The organism is Streptomyces sp. Ag109_O5-1, from assembly GCF_003814875.1.
In the GTDB taxonomy this organism is placed as follows: domain Bacteria; phylum Actinomycetota; class Actinomycetes; order Streptomycetales; family Streptomycetaceae; genus Streptomyces; species Streptomyces sasae.
This window is the reverse complement of record NZ_RKQF01000001.1, coordinates 10965067-10991981: the sequence shown is the minus strand read 5'-3', so window position 1 is coordinate 10991981 and position 26915 is coordinate 10965067. Positions and strand designations below refer to the sequence as shown.

General features: G+C 72.3%; 14 protein-coding genes and 2 pseudogenes. 5 read left to right on the top strand and 11 right to left on the bottom strand.

What is annotated here, in order from left to right; genetic code table 11:
* The first annotated feature begins 189 nt into the window (after positions 1-189).
* Positions 190-2268: a SpoIIE family protein phosphatase gene (locus tag EDD90_RS50010; protein ID WP_123979783.1), complete on the top strand. Its 2079-nt coding sequence runs from the start codon at positions 190-192 to the stop codon at positions 2266-2268.
* On the opposite strand, the gene EDD90_RS50005 is transcribed toward EDD90_RS50010, so the two are convergent.
* The 3 genes and pseudogenes from EDD90_RS50005 to EDD90_RS49995 form a co-directional block, all read right to left on the bottom strand.
* Entirely contained in the window at positions 2265-3926 is a 1662-nt protein-coding gene (locus tag EDD90_RS50005) for a hypothetical protein (protein ID WP_123979781.1), read from the bottom strand. The genes EDD90_RS50010 and EDD90_RS50005 overlap by 4 nt on opposite strands.
* 124 nt (positions 3927-4050) lie before the next feature.
* Positions 4051-4737: pseudogene (locus tag EDD90_RS50000) on the bottom strand (polysaccharide deacetylase family protein); the annotation flags it as partial.
* A complete protein-coding gene (locus EDD90_RS49995; protein WP_123979777.1) occupies positions 4737-5405 on the bottom strand; it encodes a glycoside hydrolase family 11 protein in 669 nt (222 codons plus the stop codon). The pseudogene EDD90_RS50000 and the gene EDD90_RS49995, both read right to left, overlap by 1 nt.
* Positions 5406-5807: 402 nt before the next feature.
* On the opposite strand from EDD90_RS49995, the gene EDD90_RS49990 reads away from it, so the two are divergent.
* Positions 5808-6950, top strand: a complete 1143-nt coding sequence (locus EDD90_RS49990; protein WP_123979775.1) for a PP2C family protein-serine/threonine phosphatase — start codon at positions 5808-5810, stop codon at positions 6948-6950.
* Positions 6951-6975: 25 nt separating this feature from the next.
* On the opposite strand, the gene EDD90_RS49985 is transcribed toward EDD90_RS49990, so the two are convergent.
* From EDD90_RS49985 to EDD90_RS49965, 6 genes and pseudogenes are all read right to left on the bottom strand, one after another.
* Positions 6976-7611, bottom strand: a complete 636-nt coding sequence (locus EDD90_RS49985; RefSeq protein WP_123979773.1) for an isoprenylcysteine carboxylmethyltransferase family protein — start codon at positions 7609-7611, stop codon at positions 6976-6978.
* An 89-nt stretch (positions 7612-7700) separates the two neighbouring features.
* Complete coding sequence (locus EDD90_RS49980) at positions 7701-9230, bottom strand: aldehyde dehydrogenase family protein (RefSeq protein ID WP_123979771.1); 1530 nt, start codon at positions 9228-9230, stop codon at positions 7701-7703.
* Positions 9231-9254: 24 nt separating this feature from the next.
* Positions 9255-10652 carry a 2-oxoadipate dioxygenase/decarboxylase family protein gene (locus EDD90_RS49975; protein ID WP_123979769.1) on the bottom strand — a complete coding sequence of 466 codons (1398 nt, stop codon included), beginning with the start codon at positions 10650-10652 and terminating at the stop codon, positions 9255-9257.
* Positions 10653-10760: 108 nt separating this feature from the next.
* Positions 10761-11333: a class I SAM-dependent methyltransferase gene (locus tag EDD90_RS56050; RefSeq protein ID WP_398928071.1), complete on the bottom strand. Its 573-nt coding sequence runs from the start codon at positions 11331-11333 to the stop codon at positions 10761-10763.
* 316 nt (positions 11334-11649) lie between these two features.
* Positions 11650-11955 (bottom strand): annotated as a pseudogene (locus tag EDD90_RS58065) (gamma-glutamyl-gamma-aminobutyrate hydrolase family protein); the annotation flags it as partial.
* 286 nt (positions 11956-12241) lie between these two features.
* Positions 12242-13246 (bottom strand): XdhC family protein, encoded by a 1005-nt coding sequence (locus tag EDD90_RS49965; RefSeq protein ID WP_123979767.1) that lies wholly within the window; start codon positions 13244-13246, stop codon positions 12242-12244.
* A 300-nt stretch (positions 13247-13546) separates the two neighbouring features.
* Between EDD90_RS49965 and EDD90_RS49960 the strand changes: the two genes are divergently transcribed.
* Positions 13547-15718, top strand: a complete 2172-nt coding sequence (locus tag EDD90_RS49960; RefSeq protein ID WP_123979765.1) for an MMPL family transporter — start codon at positions 13547-13549, stop codon at positions 15716-15718.
* A 69-nt stretch (positions 15719-15787) separates the two neighbouring features.
* Here the strand turns inward: EDD90_RS49960 and EDD90_RS49955 are convergent, their stop codons facing one another.
* Positions 15788-16672 (bottom strand): fumarylacetoacetate hydrolase family protein, encoded by an 885-nt coding sequence (locus tag EDD90_RS49955; protein ID WP_123979763.1) that lies wholly within the window; start codon positions 16670-16672, stop codon positions 15788-15790.
* Between the two features lie 88 nt (positions 16673-16760).
* Here EDD90_RS49955 and EDD90_RS49950 point away from each other — a divergent pair, with 88 nt between their 5' ends.
* On the top strand, positions 16761-17246 hold the full coding sequence (locus EDD90_RS49950; RefSeq protein WP_123979761.1) for a thioesterase family protein: 486 nt from the start codon (positions 16761-16763) through the stop codon (positions 17244-17246).
* 91 nt (positions 17247-17337) lie between these two features.
* On the opposite strand, the gene EDD90_RS49945 is transcribed toward EDD90_RS49950, so the two are convergent.
* Positions 17338-18489, bottom strand: a complete 1152-nt coding sequence (locus EDD90_RS49945; protein ID WP_123982474.1) for a glutathione-independent formaldehyde dehydrogenase — start codon at positions 18487-18489, stop codon at positions 17338-17340.
* Between the two features lie 437 nt (positions 18490-18926).
* Here EDD90_RS49945 and EDD90_RS49940 point away from each other — a divergent pair, with 437 nt between their 5' ends.
* Positions 18927-26897, top strand: a complete 7971-nt coding sequence (locus EDD90_RS49940) for a type I polyketide synthase (RefSeq protein ID WP_123979759.1) — start codon at positions 18927-18929, stop codon at positions 26895-26897.
* Positions 26898-26915 lie beyond the last annotated feature (18 nt).

The following is a 26915-nucleotide window of genomic DNA, read 5'->3' as shown; positions in this document are numbered from 1 at the left end:
TACATCCTCTATGTACCCCAATATTCCTGCTTGCCCGCCTGATACGCACGGGCCGACGGGAGCGGGGAGGACCCCTCCAGGGGCGTCCGGCGCGCTGTCCTGGGGTTGGGGTGGGCCGTGTGGCGGGGGCAGCATGGAAGTGCCGCAGCAGCGGCATCGGCCCCGCCGGCCGATGGAGGTGGTTGAGGCATGGCTGTGGGTTCCCTGCGGTCCGGTGACGGCCCCGGCCGCCCGGGGTACGGCCCCGGGCTGCCCCGCCCGACGGGTCTGCTGGACGTGCTGAGCGTGGCCGCGGTGGCACTGGACTCGCAGGGCCGGATCGTCTTCTGGACCCCGCAGGCCGAGGCACTCTTCGGCTACCCGGCCGAGGAGGCCCTGGGAGAGTACGCGGCGCGACTGCTCGTCCACCCGGACCATCTGAAGGCCGCGGTGAGCCTCTTCACGCAGGTGCTGGAGACCGGCCAGAGCTGGGCCGGCGCCTTCCCCGTCCGCCACAAGGACGGCAGCAGCCGGCTCATGGAGTTCCGCAGCATGCGGCTGATGGACGACGCGGGCGACATCTACGCACTGGGGATCGTGGCCGACCACACGATGCTCCAAAGGGTGGAGACCGACCTGGCGCTGTGCGAGCGGCTGATCAACCAGTCCCCGATCGGCCTGGCCCTCCTCGACCCCGACCTGCACTATCTGCTGGTCAACCCGGCGCTGGAACGCATCGACGGCATTCCCGCCGAGGAACACATCGGCCGCCATCTGCGGGAGGCCCTGCCGCTGCCCGACATCGACTCCGTGGAGTCGGCGCTGCGGCAGGTGCTCACCACGGGCACGCCGCTGCTCGACCAGTACCACGTGGGCCGGCCCCCGGCGGATCCGGAGCGTGAGCACGCCTGGTCGCTGTCGTTCTACCGGCTGGAGGACCACGGCGGCCGGGTCCTGGGCGCGGCGACCTCGGTCGTCGACGTCACCGAGCGGCACCGCGCGGCCGCCGAGGCCGACCGGGCCCGCAGACGGCTCGCCCTCATCGCCGACGCCTCGGCGCGGGTGGGCACCTCGCTGGAGGTGGAGCGTACGGCCCATGAGCTGGCCGAGATCGCCACTCCGGTCCTCGCGGACGTGGTCGCCGTGGACGTGCTGGACTCGGCGCTCGCGCTGCGCCGTTCCCGCAGACCGGACAACGGCCCGGAGCTGTTCCGGGCCCTGGCCCTCGAAGCGGCACATCCCACGGTCGCGCTGCGTGCCGCCGATCCGCTCGGCGACCTGGCCGCCTACGACGGCGACCGGCTGGTGACCGTCTGCGTCCACACGGCACGGCCGGTCCTGGTCCCCCGTGTCGGCGCGCACGATCTGTCGCGTATCGCCCGCAACGCCGAGGCGGGCGACCTGCTGGCGCAGGCCGGGGTGCACTCGTACCTCGTCGTACCCCTGATCGCGCACGGCGAGGTGCTCGGCGCCTTCGATCTCAAGCGCACCCGCAATCCGCTCCCCTTCGACGAGGACGACGTGGTCCTCGCCACCGAGCTGGCCGGGCGGGCTGCCGTGGCCATCGACAACGCCCGCTGGTTCCAGAGCGTCCGCAACACCGCCCTCACCCTCCAGCGCAGCCTCCTCCCCGACCACGCGCCGCACCACACGGGCCTGGAGCTGGCCTCCCGATACCAGCCCGCCCAGGCGACCAGCGAGGTGGGCGGCGACTGGTACGACGTGATCCCGCTGTCGGGCGAGCGGACCGCACTGGTCGTCGGGGACGTGATGGGCAACGGCATCGACGCGGCCGCCACCATGGGCCGGCTGCGCACCGCCACCTGCGCGTACGCGGACCTGGAACTGCCCCCGGCCGCGGTGCTCCAGCATCTGGACAAGATCACCTGCGATCTGGAGCACTACATCGTCACGTGTCTGTACGGGGTGTACGACCCGCACACCAGGCGCTGCGAATTCGCCAACGCGGGTCATATGCCGCCCGCGCTGGTGCACTGCGGGCACGCCGCCACCCTGCTCGAACTGCCGCCCGCCGCGCCGCTCGGTGTCGGCGGCATTCCCTTCGAGACCACCACCGTCGACCTCGCCGCCGGTGACCTGCTGGTCCTGTACACCGACGGCCTGGTCGAGACCCGCCGCCACCCCATCGACGACCGCCTCGGCGTGCTGCTCGGCTTCCTCGACGAGCCCCACCGGCCGCTGGAGGAGACCTGTGACCTGCTGCTGCACGGCCTGCGCCACCCCGACGACCACGACGACGTGGCGCTGCTGGTCGCGCGGGCGCTCTAACGCGTGCCGCAGCACTCCGTACGGCAGTAGCAGGACGCCGTGATCGGCACGTCCGCCGTCGCGGCGGCGAGCTTCAGCTGCTGGGCCACGATCCGTGCCTCGCCGTCCTTGCCGAGCCGTTGCAGGCATTCGTGGAAGCCGTGCAGGGACCAGACGTTGCCGGGGTGCTGCAGCGGCCGGGGCAGGGTGTCGTCCAGGCCGAGGTCGGCGCGGTAGACCGCCTCGGCCTCCTCGACCTTGCCGCGTTCCAGGAGCAGGGCGCCGTAGGCGTGCCGGGTGGGCTGCATCCAGCCCCAGGGCTCGTCGTAGGGGAGGTTGTCGTCCAGGTCGACCGAGCGGCGCAGGGCGACGAACGCGGTGTCGAAGTCGCCCTTGCGGTAGGCGAGTTCGCCGTCCAGCAGCGCGGACGCGATGGCCAGGATGTCGGCGCAGGTGTTGTTGAACAGCATGCGGGTGGCGGGGACCGCGGCGACCGCGCCCCGGAAGCGGGCGCGTTCCGCCTCCGCTTCGGGGATCCTGCCGGTGGCCGCGTGGGCGACTCCGCGCGCGTAGTGGTGCATCGCGGTGGTCACGCAGTACAGCACGGGGTCGGCGGGCTGCGGCAGACGCAGGATGTCGTCCCAGCGGCCGAAGCGGATGAGGACGTGCACCCGCATCGCGAGGAAGCCCTCCAGCCAGTCGGCCATCGGCGGGCTCTCCACACGCAGCAGTTCTTCCGGCACGGCGGCTTCGAGCCGTTCGGCGGTGGCGAGGGCGTCCTGGAGGCGGCCCAGGAACATCGCGCCGTAGATCCCGAAGTGGAGGTTGTGGCAGCGGTAGAGGGTGTAGAAGTTCAACGCTCCGGCGCGGGCGTGGTACTTCTCGTCGGCGTCGACGGCGGCGGCGTTGTCGGAGACCACGCGCCGGTAGTCGCCGCAGAGGACCTCCAGGTGCGAGGGCATGTGCTGGAGGTGCCCGGCGTCGGGCACCAGGTCGCGCAGCCGGTCGGCGACCGGCAGGGCGCTCTCGGGCGTGGGTGACATCTCCATCAGGTGGATGTAGAGATGCAGCAGCCCGGGGTGCCGGGGGCCCGCCTCGGCGTCGAGGGCCCGCTCCAGCACGGCCCTGGCCTCCGGGGTGCGGGCTCCGTCGGCGGGCCGGCCGGTGCGGATGTCCCAGAGCTGCCAGGGGGTGAGGTTCATCAGGGCGTCGGCGTAGAGGGTCGCCACGTCGAGGTCGTCGGGCGCCAGTTCGTGGACGGCCCGCATGCTGTCGGCGTAGGCGGTGTTCCACACCGAGCAGGCCTCCGCGTCCGGAGCCGCGGCCTGCGGGTAGCGGGCGCGCAGCGCCTCGATGAGGGCGCGTTCGACGGGGGTCGCGACTGCGGCCTTGGCGTGTGCGCGTTCCACGGCGGTGTGCGTGCGCTCCACCGTCCGGGCCAGGTCGTCCTGGTCGAAGAACTCCCAGGGTTTGTTGTAGTTGGGGCCGAGGGCGTAGGCCACGCCCCAGTCGGCCATCGCACAGTCCGGGTCCGCAGCGCCGGCGGCCTCGAAACAGCGGACGGCTTCCTCGTGGTTGAAGGCGTAGGTCCAGATCAGTCCCCGGTCGAACCAGGTCTGCGCCTCGGGGGACGACGTCGTCACGCGCCGGCTGTGACGGCCCAGGTCGTAGTAGTCCACGGCGGCGACCCTATCGGCGGAAGGAGGCGGAAGATCCCGGTGTCATCCGAACTCATGAGAAGGGCGCGGCGGTTGACGGACCGCCGCCGCGCCCCTGGTGCCGGTGGTGCTCAGGTGGTCCTCAGGGAGCGACCGCGCGGCCGGTCTGCGCGGAGATCCGCCCGGAGCACAGTCCCTTGGCCGCAAGGGTCTGTGCGATGCGCGGGATCGCGGCCAGGGTGTTGGCGGGCCACTCGTGCATGAGGATGATCTGGCCGCTCGTGAGCCGGGAGACGGCCTGCACGATGGCGTCGGTGCTCGCGCCGTTCCAGTCCTGCGAGTCGACGTCCCAGATGATTTCGGTGAGCCTGTACTTGGCCTCGACCGTGTGCACGGTCGCGTTGGTCTCGCCGTACGGCGGCCGGAACAGGGTCGGTGTCCCGCCACCGGCACTGGCGATGGCCGACTGGGTGCGGGAGATCTCCGAGTCGATCTGCGCCTGGGTCTCCTGGGTCAGATGCGGGTGGGTGTAGCTGTGGTTGCCGACCCACATGCCCGCCCCGATCTCGGCCTGGACCTGGGCGGGGTAGGCGGCCGCGTACTGGCCCTCGTTGAACATCGTGGCCCGCAGCCCGTTCGCCCTGAGAGCGCTGAGCAGGCTCGGGGTGTGGGCGGTGGACGGTCCGTCGTCGAAGGTGAGACCGACGTAACCGGCGCAGGTGGCGGAGTGGGCCGGAGCGGCGCCGACGGCGAGGGTACCCGCGGCGGCCAGCGCGATCGCGGCGGCCGTTGCCAGCAGGGGGCGTGACGAGTGCTGCGCTGCGGCACTCATCACGCCACCGTGATGTTGGAGCTGCCGCTGCTCTGGTAGCCCTCGGTCGCGAGGATCTGGTAGTAGCTGAAGCTGCCGAGGGACATGCCGGCCCTGGCCCAGGCGTCGAAGTGGTTGCCGGTGGTGATGGTGCCGCCCGTCCGCTTCGACTGGCGGACGCTCCAGTACTGGTTGAAGGTCTTGGTGCCTTCGACGGACGGGGCGTTGTACCGCGTCGTCAGGTAGATGTCGTAGGTGCCGCCGTCGCTGGTGACGCTGCCCTTGTACGTCCCGGTGGGCCGGTAGGTGCCCCAGTTGTCGACGATGTAGTACTCGACGAGCGGGTTGGACGTCCAGCCGTAGAGGGACAGGTAGCCGTTGCCGGACGGGCTGAAGCTGCCGGAGTAGGTCACGTTGCGGCGGGCGCCGGTGCTCCAGCCCTTGCCGCAGACGAAGTTGCCGGTGTTGCGCCAGCTGCTGCTGTAGTTGCCGCCGGAACCGAGGGTCATGGAGACCGTGCCCTGCGCGTCGGTCCAGAACGAGTAGTAGTAGCCGTTGTTGGTGCCGGTCTGGTTCGTGGTGACGACCGTGGCGGCACGGGCGGTGCCGGGCAGGGCCAGCCCGGCGGCGGCGCCCAGCAGCAGGGCGCCTGCGCCGCGGCGGCTCAGTGCGTGGTCGAGCGGGTTCATGCAGTGCCTCCTCGTGTGGCCTGTGCGGGTGTGGCTTGCTGGGCGAGTGTTGGTCTGGCCATGCCACCTGTCAACAGTTTCGGTGATTATTTCGAAACCTTCGATTCACTCAAGGCGTTTTTCCTGCAGCTCAAATGCACTGAATTCCAGCTATCGATCACAGGAGTCGACAATCAGCCAATTCAAGATCGATTATGCCAATGGAAAATCCCGAATGTTTCGTAACTGGACGCGAATGCTGCTGCCACGCCGGAACATGCCGCCGAGTGGAGCAATCACCGGCGCGGCGGGCGGCGGCCCGGAAGGCTGGGCGTCTTGTCGAGATTCGTATGCCAGGAGTCCCGGGTGAGGCACGACGGTCGCCACTCAGCACTGCCCGCTCCCCCCGCTTCCCCCAAGTGGATGCGCTGGCTTCCCGTCCTGTACGTCGTCGCCGTGCTGGTGCTCGAACCGATCACCCCGGTGGAGTGGCCGGTGAGCTTCCTGCTGATCGCACTCCCCCTGGTGACCGCCTTCGCACATGGGGCGGTCGTCGTCGCCGGCGCCACCGTCTTCGCCATCGGTTTCGAGATGGTGCTGGCCGGCACCCCGTGCTGTGCGGGCCGCTCCGTGGGCTACATCTGGGAACGGCACTACGTCGCCGCCTATGTGTGTACGGCCCTGGTGGGCGCCCTGGGCACGATCTTCGCCGCGCACCGGACCCGCCGGGAACGCACCCTGGCCGACGTCCGGTTCGTGGCCGAGATCGCGCAGCGCGTGCTGCTCAGACCGGTCCCGCACCGGATCGGGAACCTGCTGCTGGAGAGCTTCTACCTGTCCGCCGCCGCGGAGGCCCGGATCGGCGGCGACCTCTTCGAGGCCGTGCCGACCGCGTACGGGGTACGGCTGCTCATCGGTGACGTACGCGGCAAGGGACTGCTCGCCGTGGAGACCGCGGCCGCCATGCTCGGCGCGTTCCGTGAGGCCGCGCACGACGAACCCGACCTGCATGCCCTCGTGGAGCGGGTGGACATCAGCATGTCACGCCGGGCCGACCGGTTGGGCGGCAGCGAGGTGACCGAACGGTTCGTCACGGCCGTCTTCGCCGAGATCCCCGGCGGCGGTGACGACACGGTCGTCCGCATCCTCAACTGCGGCCATCCGCCGCCGCTGCTCATCCGCCCCGGCGAGGTCCGTGAGCTGGACCTCGGGCGGCCGGGGCCACCGCTGAACCTCGGCATGCTCGTCCGGGACCCCTACCGCGTCGACACCTACCCCTTCGGCCCCGGCGACCAGCTCCTCCTGTACACGGACGGCGTCACGGAGACCCGGGATCCGGACGGCTCCTTCTATCCCCTGCTCCAGCGGCTGCGTTCCTGGGGGCCCCTGCCGCCCGCGGAGCTGCTGGAACGGCTCCATGAGGACTTGCTGGCCTACAGCCACGACCAGTTGCAGGACGACACGGCCGCGCTCACCGCCTTCCTGCTCCCCGAGGGAACGACCGGGAGGCCGGGCGCCCCCCACACCGGCCCGGACGCCGGGGCGCCCGACGAGCCGCAGCCGTGACGGAGCGCGGGAAGCACGGCGACGGCTACCGCGAGCTCGGTGTCCCGGCCGCCGTCCTCGCGGGACGCGTCCACGGGATCAAGGCCGGGACGCCGGCGCGGTAGGCGTCGTAGGAAGCCCCGAACCGGCCGGCCATGAGCGCGTCCTCGGTCCGGACGCGGAGCAGCAGCCAGGGAACGGCGACCACGAGGACAGCTGTCCAGACGCCGAAGCCGCAGGCCAGCATGGCGCCGACGACCAGTCCGAGCAAGCCGGTGTATATGGGATGGCGAACCAGCCGGTAAGGGCCGTCCGTACGCAGCTCGTGATGCTCCTGGACCATCGGCACACTGGCCCACATCGTGCCCAGGACCCAGCGGGCCCACAGCAGCAGCGCCGTGGAGGCGACGGCGAGCAGACCCCCAAGGAGCGCGAGCTCGGGCTGCCAGTACCGAAGATGGCGCCAGAAGTCCCCGGAGTACCTGATCAACGAGGAGAACAGGTAGGCGCCTGCGATCAGCAGAACCCGGCGGGGCAACGCGCGACGCAGGCCGCGCCCCCAGCCCCGCACGCCGCCCTGGCTCTTCAGACCGAAGTAGACGGCACCCGCGATCCAGGCCGCGGCGAAGACCACGATGCAGATGCCGGTGACAGCGACGAGTGCGGAGTGAAGTGAACCCATGCCTCAAGGCTGCGCCGGGAGGGGTGCGGATCACCACCACCCACGGGTTGATGGAGAGACCTCCACCCGTGGTGGGAGACCCGCCGGGGTCAGAGGAAGCTGACCCCTTGGGCCAGGGTGAGTTCACCCGAGTAGTTGATGCTGTTGGTCGCCGCGCGCATGTACGCCTTCCAGGCGTCGGAGCCGGACTCGCGGCCGCCGCCGGTGTCCTTCTCGCCGCCGAAGGCGCCGCCGATCTCGGCTCCTGAGGTGCCGATGTTGACGTTGGCGATACCGCAGTCGGAGCCGGCGGCGGACAGGAAGATCTCGGCCTCCCGCTGGTCGCGGGTGAAGATGCTGGACGACAGGCCCTGCGGGACGTCGTTGTGCAGCGCGATCGCCTCGTCGAGGGTGTCGTAGGTGAGGACGTACAGGATCGGAGCGAAGGTCTCCTCCCGTACGACGTCGGTCTGTTCGTCCACGCGGACGAGCACGGGTTCGGCGTAGGCCGCCGCCGGTGCCGCCTCGCCGAGGCGCCGGTTCCCGCCGGCCAGGACCTTGCCGCCCTGGGCCTGGACACGGGTGAGGGCGTGCCGCATGGCGTCGAGCGCGGTGGTGGAGATCAGCGGGCCGACCAGTGTCGTCTCGTCGAACGGGCTGCCGACGGGGAGCTTGCCGTACACGGCGGCCAGGCGCTCGACGAGGGTGTCGGCGATGTCCCGGTGGACGATCAGTCGGCGCAGCGTGGTGCAGCGCTGGCCCGCCGTGCCGGCCGCGGCGAAGACGATGCCCTGGACGGCGAGGTCGAGGTCGGCGGAGGGGGCGACGATCGCGGCGTTGTTCCCGCCGAGCTCCAGCAGGCTGCGGCCGAAGCGGGCGGCGACCCGCGGGCCGACCTCGCGGCCCATACGGGTGGAGCCGGTGGCGCTGACGAGGGCCACGCGGGGGTCGTCGACGAGCTTCTCGCCGACCGCGCGGTCCCCGAGCAGGAGTCGGTGCACGTCGCGTGGCACGCCGACCTCGTCGGCGGCCCGGGCCAGCAGATGGTGACAGGCCAGGGCGGTGAGCGGGGTGAGTTCGGAGGGCTTCCAGATCACGGCGTCGCCGCAGACGAGCGCGACGGCGGTGTTCCAGGACCACACGGCCGCGGGGAAGTTGAAGGCGGAGATGACGCCGACCACGCCGAGCGGGTGCCAGGTCTCGGCCAGGCGGTGGCCGGGGCGTTCGGAGGCGATCGTACGGCCGTACAACTGGCGGGAGAGGCCGACCGCGAAGTCACAGATGTCGATCATCTCCTGGATCTCGCCGAGCGCCTCGGAGTGGATCTTGCCCGCCTCGATGGTGACGAGATCGGCCAGAGCGCCCTTGTGCTCGCGCAGCAACTCGCCGAGCCGGCGGACGAGTTCACCGCGGCGTGGGGCGGGTGTGGTGCGCCAGGCGAGGAAGGCGGTACGGGCGGCGGCGAGGGCTTCTTCGATGTCGGTGCCGGTGGCCGCCTTCAACCCGAACAGGTTCTCGCCGGTGATGGGGGTACGGGCCGGGAAGTCCTGGCCCTCCGTCGCCTCCGCACCGATGTTCCGCAGGCAGGTCCGGGCGCGGGCGCGCAGGTCGTCCGTGGTGGGCAGCGCGTTGCTGGTCATCGTGGTCCTCCAGGGGGTGGCGGGTCAGCGGAGGGTGGTGGTGAGGCCGAGCGAGCGGGCGACATGGGCGAGGGAGCGGTTCTGCTGCTGCTCGTAGAGGGCGAAGGGGTCGAGGACCTCGCGTTCGACGGCGCCGGAGAGCCAGTCGGCGTCGTAGGCGGCGCCCGTCTGTTCGTTGTCGCGGGTGCCCTGGCCGCTGAGGTTGGACTGGAAGATGCCGGCGGCGGAGCGGGGCAGGAAGTCCTCGTAGACGATGGGCTCGGCGCGCACCCAGCCCTGCCGCACCAGTTCGGCGAGACCGGCGGGCGGTGTGGCGGCGTCACTCGGCCGGTCGTCGGCGAGGCGGTAGGTGAAGTACGCCAGTCCCTCGGCCGCGAGTTCTTCCTCGCTGCCGGGCATATGGCGCTCCCACACGGCACGCGCGATGTCGTGGCGGCTCTCGACGGGGCTCCGGGACGCCAACTCGTCGACATGGCCAAGGAGTTCGTCGTACAGGGCCCGTCCGGTACGGGTGAGGGCGATGCCGCGGGCCTCGACCTCGCCGAAGCGGACCCGCAGTTCGCCGCCGACGACGCTGCCGTCCTCGGCGCGCATCGGGCGGGGTTCGGCCAGGGCGCGGAAGGAGGTCTGGCGCAGCAGGACGTCCGGGCCCTTCCAGGCCGGTGGGCCCTGGATGGTGTCGATCATCTCGATGCCGCGGTCCGTCATCCGGCGGTACAGCTCGTCGATGTCCAGGACGCGCGGGGTGAGGTGGTTGATGTGCGTGCTGCGGACGCCGCCGATGTCGGCGGCGACGGCGGAGACCTGTTCCAGGGTCCGGTACCAGGCACGGTCCACCGGTTCCTTCGACAACTCGAAGACGCTGACGGCCAGTCGGAGGAAGCGCTCGGCGTCGTCCTCCGGCAGTTCACGCTCGGCCGCGGCGCGGTCGGCCAGCGTGAGCAGCTCCGGCGGGAAGAGCTGACGGCCGGCGAGGAAGGTCTCCAGACGTGCGCGCAGGCCGGCGTCGAAGAAGCGGGGGTCGGCCGGGGTGAGCATCGAGGTGAACACCCTGAAGGGGTTGCGGGCGAGTTCCTCGCCGTCGATCGGGCGGAAGGCGGTGGAGACGACGGGGACGGCGCTGGCCGCGGCCTCCCGCAGGTCGTAGAAGCCGACGGGGTGCATACCGAGGGCACCGAAGACGCGGGCGACCTGCTGGAGTTCCCGCGGGGTGCCGACGCGGATGGCTCCGTGCCGCTCCGCGGTCACCCGGCCGATGGACCCGAGGCGTTCGGCGTCGGCTCCCTGCGCGCGCAGGACGTCCTCGTTGACCTCGCGGGAGACGTCCACCAGCGTCGTGTAGGCGGGAACCTCCTGCCCGTACATCTCCGACAACCGCACCGCGAACGCGGCCCGCAGCTGCCATTGACTGATCGTCGACATGGTTCGGCCTTTCGGTCGGGGTGCGCGCGACATGAGGCTTCGGGGCGGAACCGGCGCCGGCCACGGGCGCCCGCGGGAGCGGGGGCGCGGTGCGGTCGGCGGATCATGTCACCGATGGTCGCCGACCGGGCCCCTGCCGTACAGAAGGCGGGGCGGGTGTCGGGGCCGGCGGGCGGTGTGCTCAGACGAGGGTGCGGGTGCGGTCGCGCGTGCCAGGAAGTGGTGCCGGGCGTCCTCGTAGACCTCGATGTGCCAGCCTGCCACCCGCAGGGCGGGGGTGAGGTTCTCCTCGGCCGTCAGGTCGTCCGGGTCCAGGGGGCGTCCGTGGCGGGCGGCGCGCTCGGCACGGCCGGACGGGTGGAAGAGGAGGAGTACGCCGTCGGGAGTGGTCACCCTGGCCCATTCGCGCAGCGCCGCGGCGGGGTCGGGGACGTGGTTGATCAGGCCGGCGCTGAAGACGGCGTCCGCCGCGCCGGTCCGCAGCGGCAGCCGGCAGGCGTCGGCGAGCAGCAACTGCCCGTCCGCGTCCCGGCCTTCGCGAAGGGCCGCCCGGAGCATCGCGGGTGTGAGGTCGACGCCGGAGACCATGCCGTCGACACCGACCTGTGCGCGCAGCGCGGGGAGCGCCCGGCCGGTCCCGCAGCCCAGGTCGAGGACGCGCTGCCCGGGGCGCAGGCCCATCCGGCCGACCGCCGCCGCGTACCGGGGGCCGTCGTCGGTGAAGCGGTCCTCCCAGGTGGCCGCGCGCCGGGTGAAGAAGGCACGGGTCGTCGTCTGTTCGGACCGGCCCGCGACGAAGGCGGCGAAGCGTTTGAAGATGTCGTCGCGGTGCCGGGCCAGGGGCGGCCAGTTCGGTGGGCGCGGACTCCAGCAGGCCGGGCGCGGCAGCCGCTTCCTCGGGGAAGGCCCCGGCGAAGGCCTCGACCGCCGGCTCGTCCACTTCCAGGTGGAACTGGGTGCCCCAGGCCGAGCGGCCGATCCGGAACGCCTGGACCGGGTAGCGGTCGCAGGACGCCAGGAGGATCGCTTCGGCCGAGAGGTCCATGGTGTCGCGGTGCCAGTGGAGCACGCGCAGTCGGCCGGGGGCGCCGGCGAACAGCGGGTCGGCGGGGGCGGCCGCCGCCGTCCGTACGTCGCCCCAGCCGATCTGCGCTCCGGTGCCGGGCCGGGCGGTGCCGCCGGCCGCGACGGCCAGCAGCTGGGCGCCCAGGCACACGCCGAGCACCGGGACCTCGGCCTCCAGCGCGGCACGCAGCAGCGCCAGTTCCGCCGTACGGCTGGGGAAGTCGGCGTAGGCGGCCATCGGTCCGCCCATCACCACCAGGGCCGCCAGTCCGTCCGTGGTGTGCGGCACCGGGTCGCCGGCCCAGGTCCGGCAGACCCGCAGCGGCAGCCCGGCCGCCTCCAGTGCGGTTCCGATGGCGTACGGGCCTTCCTGCGGTGTGTGTTCCACGATCTGGATCACGGGCCGACCACCTCCCGCACGACCGTACCCGGACAGCGACCGAAGGGAGCCGCAAATACGAGATCAGAAAGCTCATCAGAGTTGTATTTACGAACCCGCTCCTCGCACCACCCGGGTATCTGCGTCAGTCACCGATCGCACCGGTCGGCCCGGTCTGCTCGCGCAGGATCCTGACCTCGCGTCCGTCGAGGGCGGCGAGCACCTCGGCGCAGATCGCCAGTGCCGTCTCGGCCGGGGTGCGGGCGCCGAGGTCGAGGCCGATCGGGCCGTGGATGCGCCCGAGGTGGGCGTCGTCGAGGCCGGCCTCGGTGAGGGCCTGGGCTCGGCGGGCCTGTGTGCGTCGTGAGCCCAGCGCGCCGACGTAGGCGGCACCGCCGGTCAGTGCGGTGTGCAGGGCGGGGATGTCGACGTCCGGCTCATGGCTGAGGACGATCAGACAGGCCGCGGCCGGACGGTCGGCGAGCAGCTTGACGGTGTCCTGGGCGGTGACCGTCACGGTCGCCTGCCAGCCCAGCAGGTGTGCCTGGGCGGCCAGGAGTTCGGCGAGTTCGCCGCCGCCGGCGATGACGAGGTGCGGTACGGCCGGGAAGGTCTCGATGAGGACGAGTCCGGCGTCGGTGGCGTGGGTCTCGCGGCCGGCCCTTCGGCGGGCGAGGAGTTCGCGGGCCCTTTCCATGGCCTGGACGGGCCCTTGTGCCACGGTGCCGTCGTCCGGTGCGGCAACGAAGCTGACCGCCCGGGTCCGGCCGGCGTCCAGTCTGGTGATCAGTGCCGCGTCGGCTCCCTCGGCCAGCAGGGTCCACCAGCGGGCGGGGATCGCCGCAAGGGGCTGGAGCAGGACGTCGGCCCGTCCGCCGCAGGTCAGGCCGGCCCGTTTCACCTCCTCGTCGTGGACGGACACCGCGCAGACGCGTGCCGTGTGCCCTGCCGTCAGGGCGGCCGCCTCGGTGGCGAGATGGGCGTCGAAAGCACCGCGGTACAGGGTGCCGTGGCAGTCTCCGCCCTCGTCGATCAGGATCGCGTCGGTGGGGTGCCGGGGGCCGAAGCCCTGCTCGGTGACGGGGCGGGCGAGGACTCCCGTACGGCCCCGGGCCGCCCACTGCCGTGCCGTTTCCGCCAGTTCGCGCATGATCGCGGACCTCCTCGTACCGGACGCCGGCGCCGGGAGAGCCGCCTGGTGGGCGAGGACGCCATGACCGGAATTCTAGTGAGGGGCCGCCCTGATGCGCGGAGTCGAGCCGCGGTGTCCGGGAGCCGCACGAAATCAGCCACCCGAAATCCACTGGACCGCTCTTCCTGTGTGATCCCTACGATATGACCTCAAGACAACCATGCGACCGGCTCGTTGGATGCGTGCCGGTCGGGGTCGCCGATGCCAGGGTCCGCTCCCCGGGCTGCGGTGATCTTCCTACCCAGGAGGACCTTCCGCATGTTCCGACGAATTGGCAGTGCCGTCGTCCGACATCCAGTCTGGACGATCGTGGCATGGCTGATCGCGGCGGTGGCGATCGTCGCCACCGCCCCGAGCCTGCCCTCGAACAGCGACGAGAGCAGTTTCCTGCCCAAGAGTTACGAGTCCATCAAGGCGGCCGACCTCCAGGCGAAGGCGTTCCCCAGCGCCTTCACCCCGGCCGCGATCGCGCTGTACCAGCGCACCGACGGCGGCAGGCTCACCGCCGAGGACAAACAGACCGTCGCCCGGATCACCACCGAACTGGGCGGCAAGCACATCGATCAGCTACAGAAGGTCGTCCCCGGCCAGCCGTCCAAGGACGGCAGGTACACCCTGACCCTGGTGCAGATGGACAGCAAGAACGCGGGCCAGCCCGTACAGGCGGACGCCGCCAAGGTGTTGCGCGACGACCTCGGGCAACTGGTCAAGGGCACCGGCCTGGAGGCCAGACTGGGCGGTTCGGCCGCGCAGGCCCTGGACCAGCAGGACTCGTCCAAGCGCGGCGAGGCGCTGATCGGCATCGGGACCTTCGCGATCATCCTGGTGACCCTGCTGATCATCTTCCGGGCGCCGATCCTCGCCTTCCTGCCGCTGATCCTGATCGGCCTGGTGTCGGCGATCGCCAACGGGCTGATCGCGTACGCCACCAAGCTGTTCGATCTGCAGGCCAACAGTTCCGTCTCGTCGATCCTGATCGTCGTGCTCTTCGGTGTGGGCACGGACTACTTCCTGTTCCTGATGTTCCGTTACCGCGAACGCCTGCGCGCGGGTGACGAACCCAAGCAGGCCATGGTCAACGCGGTCGGCCGGGTCGGCGAGGCGATCGCCTCGGCGGCCGGCGCGGTCATCATCGCCTTCCTCGCGCTGGTGCTGTCCACGCTGGGCTTCCTGAAGCAGATGGGGCCGGCGCTGGCCATCGCGGTCTCGGTCACGCTGGTCGCGGGCCTGACCCTGATCCCGGCCGTGGTCTCGCTCATCGGCCCGAAGGTGTTCTGGCCCTCGAAGTCCTGGCAGCAGGAGCCGGCCAACGCCCGTTTCGCGGCCCTGGGCCGTGGGGTGCAGCGCCGCCCGGCGCTGACCGCCGCGGTCTCCGGCGCCGTTCTGGTCATGCTGTCGCTGGGCACGCTGGGCTACCACGCCACGTTCGACCTGGCGTCGGGCTCGATGCCGAAGACCAAGGAGTCCATGGTCGTCCAGGACGAGATGCAGAAGGCGTACTCGGCGGGTGCCGCCGCGCCCACCGACGTCTATCTGTCCAGCACCGACGGCAAGCCGCTGGACAAGTCCTCCTTCGACGCCTACGCGCAGAAGCTGGGCGCCGTGGACGGTGTCGCGAGTGCCCGGATGACCCAGGTGAACGAGGGCGGCACCACGGCGGACTTCACCGTCACCCTCAAGTACGAGGCGTCCACGGACAAGGCGATCGACGCGGTGGGCCGGGTGCGTGACGTCGCGCACGCCGACGCGCCCGAGGGCACCGAGGCGGTGGTCGGCGGGATGTCCTCGATCTACAAGGACATCGACTCCGCGGTCAACCACGACTACCGGACGGTGTTCCCCGTCGCCGCCCTGCTGATCATGGTGATCCTGGGGCTGCTGCTGCGCAGTGTGGTCGCTCCCTGGTACCTGATCGCCTCGGTGGGGCTCGGCTTCGGTGCCACCCTCGGTGCCACGGTCTGGATCTTCCAGGAGGCGCAGGGCAAGCCCGGGCTGATGTTCATGCTCCCGGTGATCATGTATCTCTTCGTGGTCGCCATCGGCACGGACTACAACATCCTGATGATCGCCCGGCTCCGCGAGGAGGCCCGTGAGGGCCGGGAGCCGCGTGAGGCGGCCGGCATGGCGCTGCGGCACGCGGGTCCGACGGTGGCCGCGGCGGGCTTCATCCTGGCGGCGACCTTCGCCACGATGATGCTCGCGGGCAACGCACTGCTCACGGAGATGGGTTTCGCGGTCTCCTTCGGCATCGCGGTCGCCGCGTTCGTGATGGCGATGTTCTTCACCCCGAGCCTCACGGCGCTGATCGGCCACGCGGCCTGGTGGCCGGGCCACGCCGACCGGGCGGAGCCGACGGCGGACACGGCACCCGGCGGCTCCGTTCCGGCGCCCGGCGGGGACCACAGCACCCCGGCGGGGCGTCGCGGTTAGCAACGATGTGAGGGGCGGGTCGGCCGGGCCGGGTGGCCCGGCCGGCCTGTAGGGCGTCGCGCGCCGGAGTCAGGTGAGCCGGGTCCGGCGCACCCGGTTGCACAGTTCCCCCAGACCGCTGACCCGGGTGACGACGAGATCGCCGTCGCCGAGGAAGATCTGCGGTTCGCGGGCGCTGCCGATACCGCTCGGCGTGCCGGTGAGGACCACGTCCCCGGCACGCAGGGTCATGCCGCGGCTGAGCTCGGCGATGATCCTGGGGATGGGGAAGGCCATCTGGCCGCTGGTCGCGTTCTGCAGCAGACGGCCGTCGACCTCGCACTGCACCCGCAGGCCGGTCAGGTCGTCGATCTCGTCGGCGGTCGTCAGCCACGGCCCGAGCGGCATGGTCGCGTCGATGCTCTTGCCCTTGAGCCACTGGCCGCCGTGTGCCCGCTGGAGGTCACGCTGGGAGACGTCGTTGGCGACGAGGTAGCCGAAGACGTGGTCCAGGGCCTTCTCCTCCGGGATCGACCGTCCCTCGCGGCCGATGACGAGCGCGATCTCGGCCTCGTAGTCCCACTTGGCGGAGAGGTCGGGGTCGTAGGCGATGTCGTCGCCGGGGCCGATGACGGTGCCGGGGCCCTTGGTGAAGAAGGTGGGATGCTCGGGCCGCTTGTCCGGGTCCTGTCCCTCCCGTTTCCCCCTCGACTCCTCGAAGTGGTCCCAGTAGTTCCAGCCGGTGCACAGGATGTCACGGTTGAAGCGGTGCAGCGGGGCTTCCAGGCGGACCTGGGACAGGGCCAGGGGCACACCGGGCACGGCGGCGCGGACCGCCTCCAGGGCTTCCGGGCCGCCGCGGACGATGTCGTCCACGGTGCCGATCTCCGCGGGCAGCACGGTGACCGTCTGCCCGGTCTTGTCTACGACGCCGGATCGCCGCTCGCCGTCGACGGCGAGGGATGCAAGCTTCACGTCGCCCCTTTCGCTCAGTTGCGGTCGGACACGCCCACGACCGGGCGAGCGTATTGACTTTAAATGACGACCGTGAAAAATACGAGACATGAGATCCACCGAGGATACGCCCGCCGAACTGGCCAGTGCCGTCCACCGGTGCCGCGTGGAGTGGTCGGACACCGACGCCTCCGGGCACTACCACAACTCGGCGGTGGTCCGGTTCGTGGAGGCGGCCGAGGCGGCGCTGGCCCGCGAGCACGGTGTCGTCGGCTACTTCGGTGCCGCACCGCGGGTGCGCTACGAGGTCGACTTCGCCTCTCCGCTGTGGTTCCAGCAGGAGGTGACGACCATCCTCGCCGTCGAACGCATCGGGACGTCCTCGATGACGTTCCGGTTCGAGGTGTGGGGCGAGAGGACCGACGGCCGGCCGCGTCGGCTCGCGGCGTCCGGCCGGTACACGGTCGTCCATGTGCCACCGGAAAAGCCGGGAGAGGAGCGGGTCAGCGCGCCCTGGCCCGCCGAGTGGGTCGCCGCGCTCACCGCGGCTTCCGCGGATGCCGAACCGGGCGGGGACGGTGCCGGACGCCCGTAGCCGGACCCCGGCCGATGCCGTCGAGGAGACCTCGCCCGCCGAAGGGCGGGCCGGGCACGGGAGCCGGCCCGCCGTGGGTGTGTGGACGGTCCTACGCCGCGAGAGCGTGCCCGGGGTGCAGGACGACCTTGGTGTAGCCCTCTATCCGCTGGTCGAACTTCTCGTACGCCCTCGGCGCTTCCTCCAGTGGCAGTTCGTGGGAGACCACGAAGCTGGGCTTGGCCCGCCCTGCGATGATCAGGTCACGCAACTGGCGGTTGTACTGCTTCACATTGCACTGGCCGGTGCCCATCCGCTGGCCCTTCTCGAACATCCTGCCGATGGAGACCAGCAGCTGGCCGTGTTTGGCGTGCTCGTCGGGGCCGCCCGGGTCGGACGGGACGTACAGGCCCGGCACACCGTGCATACCGGTCGGCCGCACCGTCTCGACGAGGGCGTTGAGGACGATGGCGGGTTCCTCGTGGCTCGCGTCGTGCGCCTGGGCCTGATAGCCGACGGCGTCGACGCCCTTGTCCGTTCCCTCGCCTCCGGTCTGTTCCTTGATCTGGGCCGCCGGGTCGCCCTTGGTGAAGTCGATCGGGATCGCTCCGATCTGCTCGGCCTTGGCGAGCCGCTCGGGCACGCGGTCGACCGAGAACACCTTGGCCGCACCGCGCAGCAGCGCGGAGTACGCGGCCATCAGCCCGACCGGGCCGGCCCCGAAGACGGCCACGCTCTCGCCGGGAGACACCTGGGCGAGCTCGCAGCCGTGGTAGCCGGTCGGGAAGATGTCGGCGAGCAGCACGAAATCGGTCTCGAACTCCTCGCCCGGCGGCAGCTTGAGGCAGTTGAAGTCGGCGAACGGTACCCGCAGCAGCTCTGCCTGCCCGCCCTTGTAGGGGCCCATCGCCACATAGCCGTAGGCTCCGCCGGCGAAGCCCGGATTGACCGTGAGGCAGAAGCCGGTCTTGCCGGCCAGGCAGTTCTTGCAGAATCCGCAGGCGACGTTGAACGGCATGACGACACGGTCGCCCTTGGACAACGACGTCACGCCCGCGCCGATCTCCTCGACTATGCCGAGGTTCTCGTGTCCGAAGACGATGCCCGACTCGGCGGCCGTGCGGCCCTCGTACATATGCAGGTCGGATCCGCAGATGGCGGTCGACGTGACCCGTACCAGCACGTCGTTCGGGTGCTGGATGCGCGGATCGTCGACGTCCCTCACAGTGACACTGAAGGGCTTCTCGTAGACGACGGCTTTCACCTGGCTCACCTCCGCGTCGAACGCCGGGGGCCGACGACGGACCGCGCAGACCGAGGCGGTGGCCAGGAGAAACACGTCGAGGCAGAACCCCCGGTCCGTGCCGCGACCCTAGGCGCTCTTGTTTCACCATCGGATACTTCCAGAAAACGCCGCTCGGGCTGGCGCTGCAACCCCCTCGGGGGTCCGGATGCGGTGAGTGCTCGGGGCGCACCCCCGCTCCGCAGGCGATCGGCTCCGCGATCCCGAAGATCATCAACCTGCCGTTGCCGTCCCGGACGGTCACCGGCGGCGGGTCCCGGCGTCGTACGCGGCCGTCACCAACCCGTCGAACGACTCCCGTCGGGCCGCGCGTCGCGGCCCGTTCGGCGCCGGCATGCGGCGTTAGGCTCCTCAACGGGCCTGTATGGCACAGGCGTTGGGGTATCAGGGGGAACCGGGTGGGAACGGTGCAGGCGCCGGAAGTGCGGCCCGTCGCGGAGTTGCTCGTCGACAACGCCCGGCGGCACGGCGGGAGGGTCGCCTTCGCCGATGACCGGCGGGCGCTGTCCTGGGCCGAACTGGAGTGCAGGACGGGCCGGTTGGGGGCACGGCTGGAGACCGGCCGCTCGGACCGGGTGGCCTTCTGCCTGGACAACGGCGTGGAGCTGGTCGAGGGGCTGCTGGCCACGGTGCGGGCCGGCACGGTGGGCGTGCCGCTCGGTTCCCGCGCCACGGATGCCGAACTCGCCGAGCTGCTGGCCGACTGCGATCCGGCCGTGCTGGTCACCGACCGGCGCAACCTGTCACGGATCACCCGGCTGACGGCCGGCCGGCCGGTCCGGCTGCTCGTCACCGGCGAGGGCCCGCTGCCGGAAGGGGCCACCGCCTGGGAGGCGCTGGTCGCAGAACCGTCGTCCGCTCCCCCTGACGACCTCGGCCTGGACCAGCCTGCCTGGCTGCTCTACACCTCCGGTACCTCCGGCGTCAGCAGGGCGGCGGTCTCCAGTCAGCGGTCCGCGCTCTGGTCCCCGGCCGCCTGCTACCTGCCCCGGCTCGGCCTGTCGGCCGCGGACCGCATCCTGTGGCCGCTGCCCCTCTCCCACACCTACGCCCACTCGCTCTGTGTCCTGGGCACCACCGTGGCCGGGGCGAGCGCCCGGATCACCGCGTCCCGCGAACCGGCCGCGCTGGCACGGCTGGTCGACGAGTACGCGCCGACCGTCCTGGCCGGAGTCCCCCTCACCTACTGGCAGTTGCTGGACACCGGGCTGGGCTCCGTGCCCTCGCTGCGGCTGTGCGTCACGGCCGGGGCGCCCAGTGACCCGGAGTTGCGGGAGGAGGTCGAGGCGCGGTTCGGTGCCCCGCTGCTGGACGGCTACGGCTCCACGGAGACCTGCGGAAAGATCGCCATGGAGGGGCCTGGCGGGCCGAGGGCGCGTGGCGGCAGCGGGACACCGCTGCCCGGTATGGAGGTACGCCTCGTCACGCCGGAGACCGCCGACGGGGACGGCGAGATCTGGGTGCGGGGCCCGGGCGTGATGCTCGGCTACCACAACCGGCCCGAGGAGACCGCCGCCGTCCTGCGCGACGGCTGGTACCGGACCGGTGACCTGGGCCGGTTGGACGAGCGGGGCGTTCTGACGGTCACCGGGCGGGCGACCGACCGTATCGTGCGCGGCGGGGAGAACGTCGACCCGGCCGAGGTCGAGCGCGTGCTGTGCGGTCTGCCGGGGGTGCAGGACGCGGCCGTGGTCGGGCGGGCCCATCCGCTGCTCGGTGAGGTTCCGGTGGCGTTCGTGGTGCCGGACCGGCCGGACCTGGATCCGGCGCCGCTGCTGCGCGCCTGCGCGGCGGTGCTCTCCGCGCACAAGGTTCCCGAGGAGGTGCTGCTCACCCCGGCCGTGCCGCGCACCGCGGGCGGCAAACTGCGCCGGGCCCTACTGCGCCAGGCCCTCGCCGACCGTCGTGCCGAACCGGGCCTCGTCGCACTGGCCGACCGCACGCCCGGCGAGCGGCGGGCCGCGCTGACCGACCTGGTGTGCACGGAGGCCGCGGCGATCAGCGGGGCGGCCGCCGATCCCGGCACCGCGTTCGCCGATATCGGTCTGACGTCGATGGACGCCATGACCCTGTGGCACCGGCTCGGCGCCCGCACCGGGCTGCGGCTCCCGGCGACACTGATGTGGGACCATCCGAGCCCGGCCGCGACAGCCGCCTACCTGGACGCCCGGCTGCACGGAACTCCGGTATCCGCGAGGGCGGTTGCGACGCGCGGCCCGGAGGCCGACCCGGTGGCGATCGTGGCCGTCGGCTGCCGTTACCCGGGCGGAGTGAGCTCGCCCGAGGACCTCTGGCGCCTGGTGGCCGAGGGGGCCGACGCCACCTCCGAGTTCCCCGCCGACCGGGGCTGGGACCTGGCCGCCCTGCACCATCCCGACCCGGACCGGATCGGGACGACGTACACCCGCCGAGGCGGATTCCTCGACGGCGTGGCGGACTTCGACCCGCTGTTCTTCGGCATGTCGCCCCGCGAGGCGCTGGCCACCGATCCCCAGCAGCGGCTGCTGCTGGAGGTCGCCTGGGAGACCTTCGAACGGGCGGGCATCCCGGCACCACGGCTGCGCGGCACCAGCACCGGCGTGTTCGTCGGTCTGATGCACGCCGGCGGGTACGCGAGCGGGCTCTCGCCGCACGAACTGGAGTCGCATCTCGGCGTCGGATCGTCACCGAGTGTGGCGTCCGGCCGGATCGCCTATGTCCTCGGGTTGCGCGGCCCGGCGCTCACTCTGGACACGGCCTGTTCGTCGTCGCTGGTGGCGCTGGACCTGGCCGCCAGGTCGCTGCGCGCCGGGGAGTGTTCGCTCGCGCTGGCCGGCGGGGTGACGGTGCTGCCGAGCCCGCTGCCGTTCGTGGCGTTCAGCCGCCTTCGGGGGCTGTCGCCGGATGGCCGCTGCCGTTCGTTCGCCGCGGGCGCGGACGGCACCGCCTGGGCCGAGGGCGTCGGCCTGGTGCTGCTGGAACGGCTCTCGGACGCCCGGCGCAACGGCCATCCGGTACTGGCGGTGCTGCGCGGCTCCGCCGTCAACTCGGACGGCGCCTCGAACGGCCTGACCGCCCCCAACGGCGAGGCGCAGCGGGACCTGATCCGGCTGGCACTGGCCGACGCGGGGCTGCGGGCGGCCGACGTGGACGCGGTCGAGGGGCACGGTACGGGAACCGCGCTCGGCGACCCGATCGAGGCCGGCGCCCTGCTCGCCACCTACGGACAGCACCGCGATCCGGGCGATCCGGTGTGGCTGGGCTCGGTGAAGTCGAACCTCGGGCACACCCAGGCCGCGGCGGGGGTGGCGGGCCTGATCAAGTTGATCGAGGCGATGCGCCACGACGAACTGCCCGCCTCCCTGTACGCGGAGCAGCCGTCGCCGCATGTCGACTGGTCCGCGGGCGCGGTACAGCTGCTCGACCGGGCCCGCCCGTGGCCGCGACGCCGCGACCGCCCGCGCCGGGCAGCGGTCTCGTCGTTCGGCATCGGCGGCACCAACGCCCATGTGATCATCGAGGAACCGCCCCGGGACGACGCAGACCAGGCCGCGCCCACCACACGTCGACTGCCGGTCATGCCCTGGCTCGTCGGCGGGGGTGACGAGGCCGGGCTGCGCGCGCAGGCCGCGAGGCTGGCGGCCGCGCTCACCGACGTCCGGGACGAGACGGGCGCCCTGGACTCCGCGTACTCACTCGCCACCACCCGGGCACCGCTCTCCCACCGGGCGGCCGTCCTCGCCACCGACACCGACGGCCTGCTCGCGGGGTTGCGCGACCTCGCCGCCGGCATCGACGGCCCGGCGCTGCTGCGGGGCACCGCGCACCCGCGTCCGAAGGTGGCGCTCCTCTGTCCGGGCCAGGGAGCTCAGCGCCCTGGGATGGGCGGCGAACTGCGGGCGGCGTTCCCGGTCTTCGAGGCGGCGTTCACCGCTCTGTGCGAGGAGTTCACCCCGTGGCTGGACCGCCCTCTGCTGGAGGTGATCGACGGGGAAGCCGGTCTGCTGGACCGTACCGACTATGCGCAGCCCGCGCTGTTCGCCCATGCGGTGGCCCTGCACACCCTGCTCGCCGGCCTTGGGGTACGGCCGGACTTCCTGGTCGGGCACTCCGTCGGCGAGCTGGCCGCCGCTCATGTGGCCGGGGTGTTCTCGCGCGCCGATGCGGTACGGCTGGTCGCCGCGCGCGGCCGGTTGATGGCCGCCCTGCCGGCCGGCGGCGCGATGATCGCGGTCCGCGCGCCGCTGGCCGAGGTGAAGCGCCGCCTCGACAGGGTTCCCGGCCGGGCCGTCGCGGTCGCGGCGGTCAACGGTCCGGAGTCGGTCGTGCTCTCCGGACCGGAGGACGCGGTGACGGCGCTGGCCACCGCCGTGGGCCGGCCGTACCGCCGGCTGCGGGTGAGCCATGCCTTCCACTCGCCGCTGCTGGACCCGATGCTGGCCGACTACCGTGCGGTCGCCGAGTCGGTGACCTACCACCGGCCGTCCGTTCCGATCGTGTCCACGCTGACCGGCCGGACCGAGCCGGAGGCACTCGCCACCGCCGACCACTGGGTGCGGCAGGCGCGCGAGACGGTCCGGTTCGCCGAGGCGATGAGCCGGCTGGCCGAGGAGGGGGTCACGGCCTACGTCGAGGCCGGGCCCTTCCCCTCGCTGGCCGTGGCGGCCGAGGAGTGCGTCGGGCCGGGCACCGGCGCGGTGTTCAGTGCGTGCGGTGACGCGCGTACGACGGCGGCGGCGCTGGCAGCGCTGCATGTGCACGGGGTGCCGGTCGACTGGCGGTCGGTGTACGCCGGCACCGGGGCCCGGCGGTGTCCGCTGCCCACCTACCCCTTCCAGCGCCGGCGCTACTGGCTGAACGCCGCCGCGCACCGGAGCCGGTCCGGTCATCCGCTGATGGGGGAACCGCTGCCCGACGCCGACAGGCCCGGAATCCGGCACACCACCGTCCTGTCCCTGGACCGCCACTCCTGGCTGGCCGACCACACGATCGGCGACCGGGTGTTGGTACCCGCCACCGTCTTCGCCGAACTGGCCGCGCGGGCCGACGGCTCCCCGGGCCCGGCCGGGCTGGCCGAACTGGCCCTCCACGCGCCGCTCGTGCTGTCTGCGGAGCACGGGACGCAGGTGCAGGTGGTGGCCGGGAGCCCGGACGAGTCGGGTGGCCGGCCGGTCACCGTCTGGGCGCGCCGGGCCGGTACGCCGGGGCCGTGGACCCGGCATGCCACCGCGACGACCGCACCGGCCGGTCCGCCGCCGGACGGCCTACCCACGGCGTGGCCGCCGGCCGGAGCCGAACGGATCGCCGTCGACTACGGGCGCCTCGCCGGCCACGGCCATCGCTACGGCACCGCCTTCCGCGCGGTGACTGCGTTGTGGCGGCGGGGCGACGAGATCCTCGCCGAACTGGCGCTGCCGCCGGGGGAAGCGGCGGCAGCGGGGTCGTACACCCTGCATCCCGCCCTGTTCGATGCGGCGCTGCACGCCGCGCTGCTGGCCGGGGAGCCTGGCGATGAGCAGGGCGAGCCCGAGGCGCCGCTCGCCCTTTCCGGCGTGAAGGTGTACACGACCGGCGCCTGTGCCGCGCGGGCGGTCGTACGGCGTGTCGGCCCGGACGAGTTCCGCGTCGCCCTCACCGATGGGGCCGGTCTGCCGCTGGCCGTGGTGGAGTCGGTGGTCACCCGGCCGATCCCGACGCGGGCTCCCGCGGAGACGTATCGGCTCGCCTGGCGGCCCATGGCGCCGGGAGGTTCCGCGAGCACGACGCACGAGGTGCTGGACGTGGCCCGGCTGGCCGCAGCCCTGCCCCCGGACGCCGCTGTGCCCGATCGGGTGCGCGGGCTGCTCACCGCCGTGCTGGAGCGGGTGCGCGACTGGACCGCCGACGCCCGGCCGGGCCGTCTGCTGGTGCTGACCCGCAACGCCACCGGCGACGATCCCGACCTCGCCGAGGCCGCCGTCGCCGGGCTGGTGCACAGCGCCCAGTCCGAGCATCCCGACCGCATCGTCCTGGTGGACCGGCCGGACGCTCCGGCGGACACGGCGAAGCCGGGGCTCGCGGACCTGGAAGCGGCCGACCTGAAGGCCACGGACCTGAACGCGGCCGACCCGAAAGCGGCGGACCTGGAGGCGGCGGGCCCGAAGGTGGCAGACCTGAACGCGGCCGACCCGAAGGCAGCAGACCAGGAGGCGGCGGGCCCGAAGGTGGCAGACCTGAACGCGGCCGACCCGAAGGCAGCAGACCAGGAGGCGGCGGGCCCGAAGGTGGCAGACCTGAACGCGGCCGACCCGAAGGCGGCGGACCTGGAGGCAGCCGAGCTGGAGGCGGCGCTGCGGTCCGGTGAGCCTCAGGTCGCCCTGCGCGACGGTGTCGTCCTGGCTCCCCGGCTGGTCCTGGCCGATCCCCCGGCCGCCGGATCTGCCGAGCCGGCCCCCGAGGGGACCGTGCTGGTCACCGGAGGCACCGGCGCGCTCGGGGCCGGCCTGGCCCGCTATCTGGTCACCGAACGCGGGGTACGGCGTCTGCTGCTGGCGAGCCGCAGCGGAAAGGTTCCGGACTGGGTGGACGAACTGCCCGCCGATGTTCGGGTGGTGGCGTGCGATGTGAGCGACCGCGCGTCGGTGGACGCCCTGGTCGGGTCCTGCCGCTCGACGCTCACCGCGGTCTTCCACCTGGCGGGCGTGGTGGACGACGGTGTGGTGGACGCCATGACGCCCGAGCGGCTGGTGACCGTGCTCGCGCCGAAGGCGGACGGTGCCTGGTATCTGCACGAGGCGACGAAGGGCCTCGATCTGTCCGCCTTCGTGCTGTACTCCTCGGCCGCGGGCGTCCTCGGCAGGCCGGGACAGTCGAACTACGCGGCCGCGAACGGGTTCCTCGACGCCCTCGCCCGGCACCGGGTGGCCCGCGGCCTGCCCGCGCAGGCGCTGGCGTGGGGACCGTGGGCCACGGCGGGCGATGAGGGGATGGCGGGGCGGGTCGCGCCCGGCAGGACCCGCGAGGGCGGCGTCCTGTCCGTCGGCGAGCGGGAGGGCACGGTTCTCCTCGACGCGGCGCTGCGCACTCCGGAACCGCTGCTGGTGCCGGTCCCGCTGGACCTCCGGGCCGCCGCCGACGCGGGTGCGCCGGCCGTCCTCGCCGATCTGCTGCCGCGGAGTCCGGCCGCGGTCGACACGGCGCCCGTCGAGGGAGCCGGGCAGCGGCCCGGTGCCTGGCGCGAGCGGCTCGCGAGCGTTCCGTCTCCCGAACGTCCGGCCCTGCTCACGGAGTTGATCCGAGCCGAGATCGCGGCGGTCCTGGGCTTCGCGGACCCGGCCGCCCTTCCCGCCGAACGTTCTTTCACGGAGCTCGGATTCGACTCGCTGTCCGCCGTCCAGATCCGGAACAGGCTCAGCGCGTTCACCCAGGTACGGCTGGCTCCGACCGTCGCCCTGGAGTACCCCACGCTGCCGGAGTTGGCGGCACACGTCCACACGGCGCTGCTCGACGCGGACGCACCGCAGGGAGCCGAACCGGAGCGTGTCGACGGCCCCCGGGAGACCCGGCCCGAACCTGCGGCACAACTCCCCCACGCCCCTTACCGGTTCAGCCCCCTGTACCACCGCGTCCTGCGCGAACAGGGACCGCAGGAGGCGATGGGGCTGCGGTTCCTGGCGTCCTACGCCCTCCCGGTCTTCTCCGACGGCGAGCGCGCGCGGCACACCGTTCCGCCGCTCCAGCTCGCCCACGGTGACGGCACCCCGCTGGTGTATCTCCCGGACTACCTGGCACCGCACCTGCGTCTCCCCACCGCCCTGGCCCGGCGGTTCGACGGTGAGCGTGATCTGTACCTGCTGGAGCATCCCGGATTCGGTACGCGCAGGGCCGTTCCGGACAGTGTGGCCACGCTGGTGCGGGCACACGCAGACACCGTGCGCTCGCTGCCCGTCGAGACGGCACCGGTCCTGGTCGGCTACTGCGCGGGCGGCGCGATCGCCCACGCCGTGGCCCGGCAGCTGGCGCTGGCGGGACGGCCGCCGGCCGGGGTGGTCCTGATCGACTCCCATGCCGGAGTGCTGCGCCGCGCCGATGCGCGCGGGCAGGCCCTGGTGTCCGCGGGCGCCGCGCTCCCCGCCGACGTCGTCGACGGGCTGGACGACTCCCTGCTGATCACCGGGGGCGGGTATGTGCGTGTCATGGAGGGGTGGCGGCCCGAACCGTCCCCGGTCCCGACCCTGCTGCTGCGCGGTCGGCCCACCGCCGAGATGCTGCGCGTCGCACCCGACGGCGACTGGCGGCCGCACTGGCCGCTGCCGCACGACGGCGTGGACGTGCCCGGCGACCACCACTCCGTACTCCACCAGGACGCCGACAGCACGGCCGCGGCGATCCGCGCCTGGCTGACCAAGTGATCACGTTGCCCATGGGAA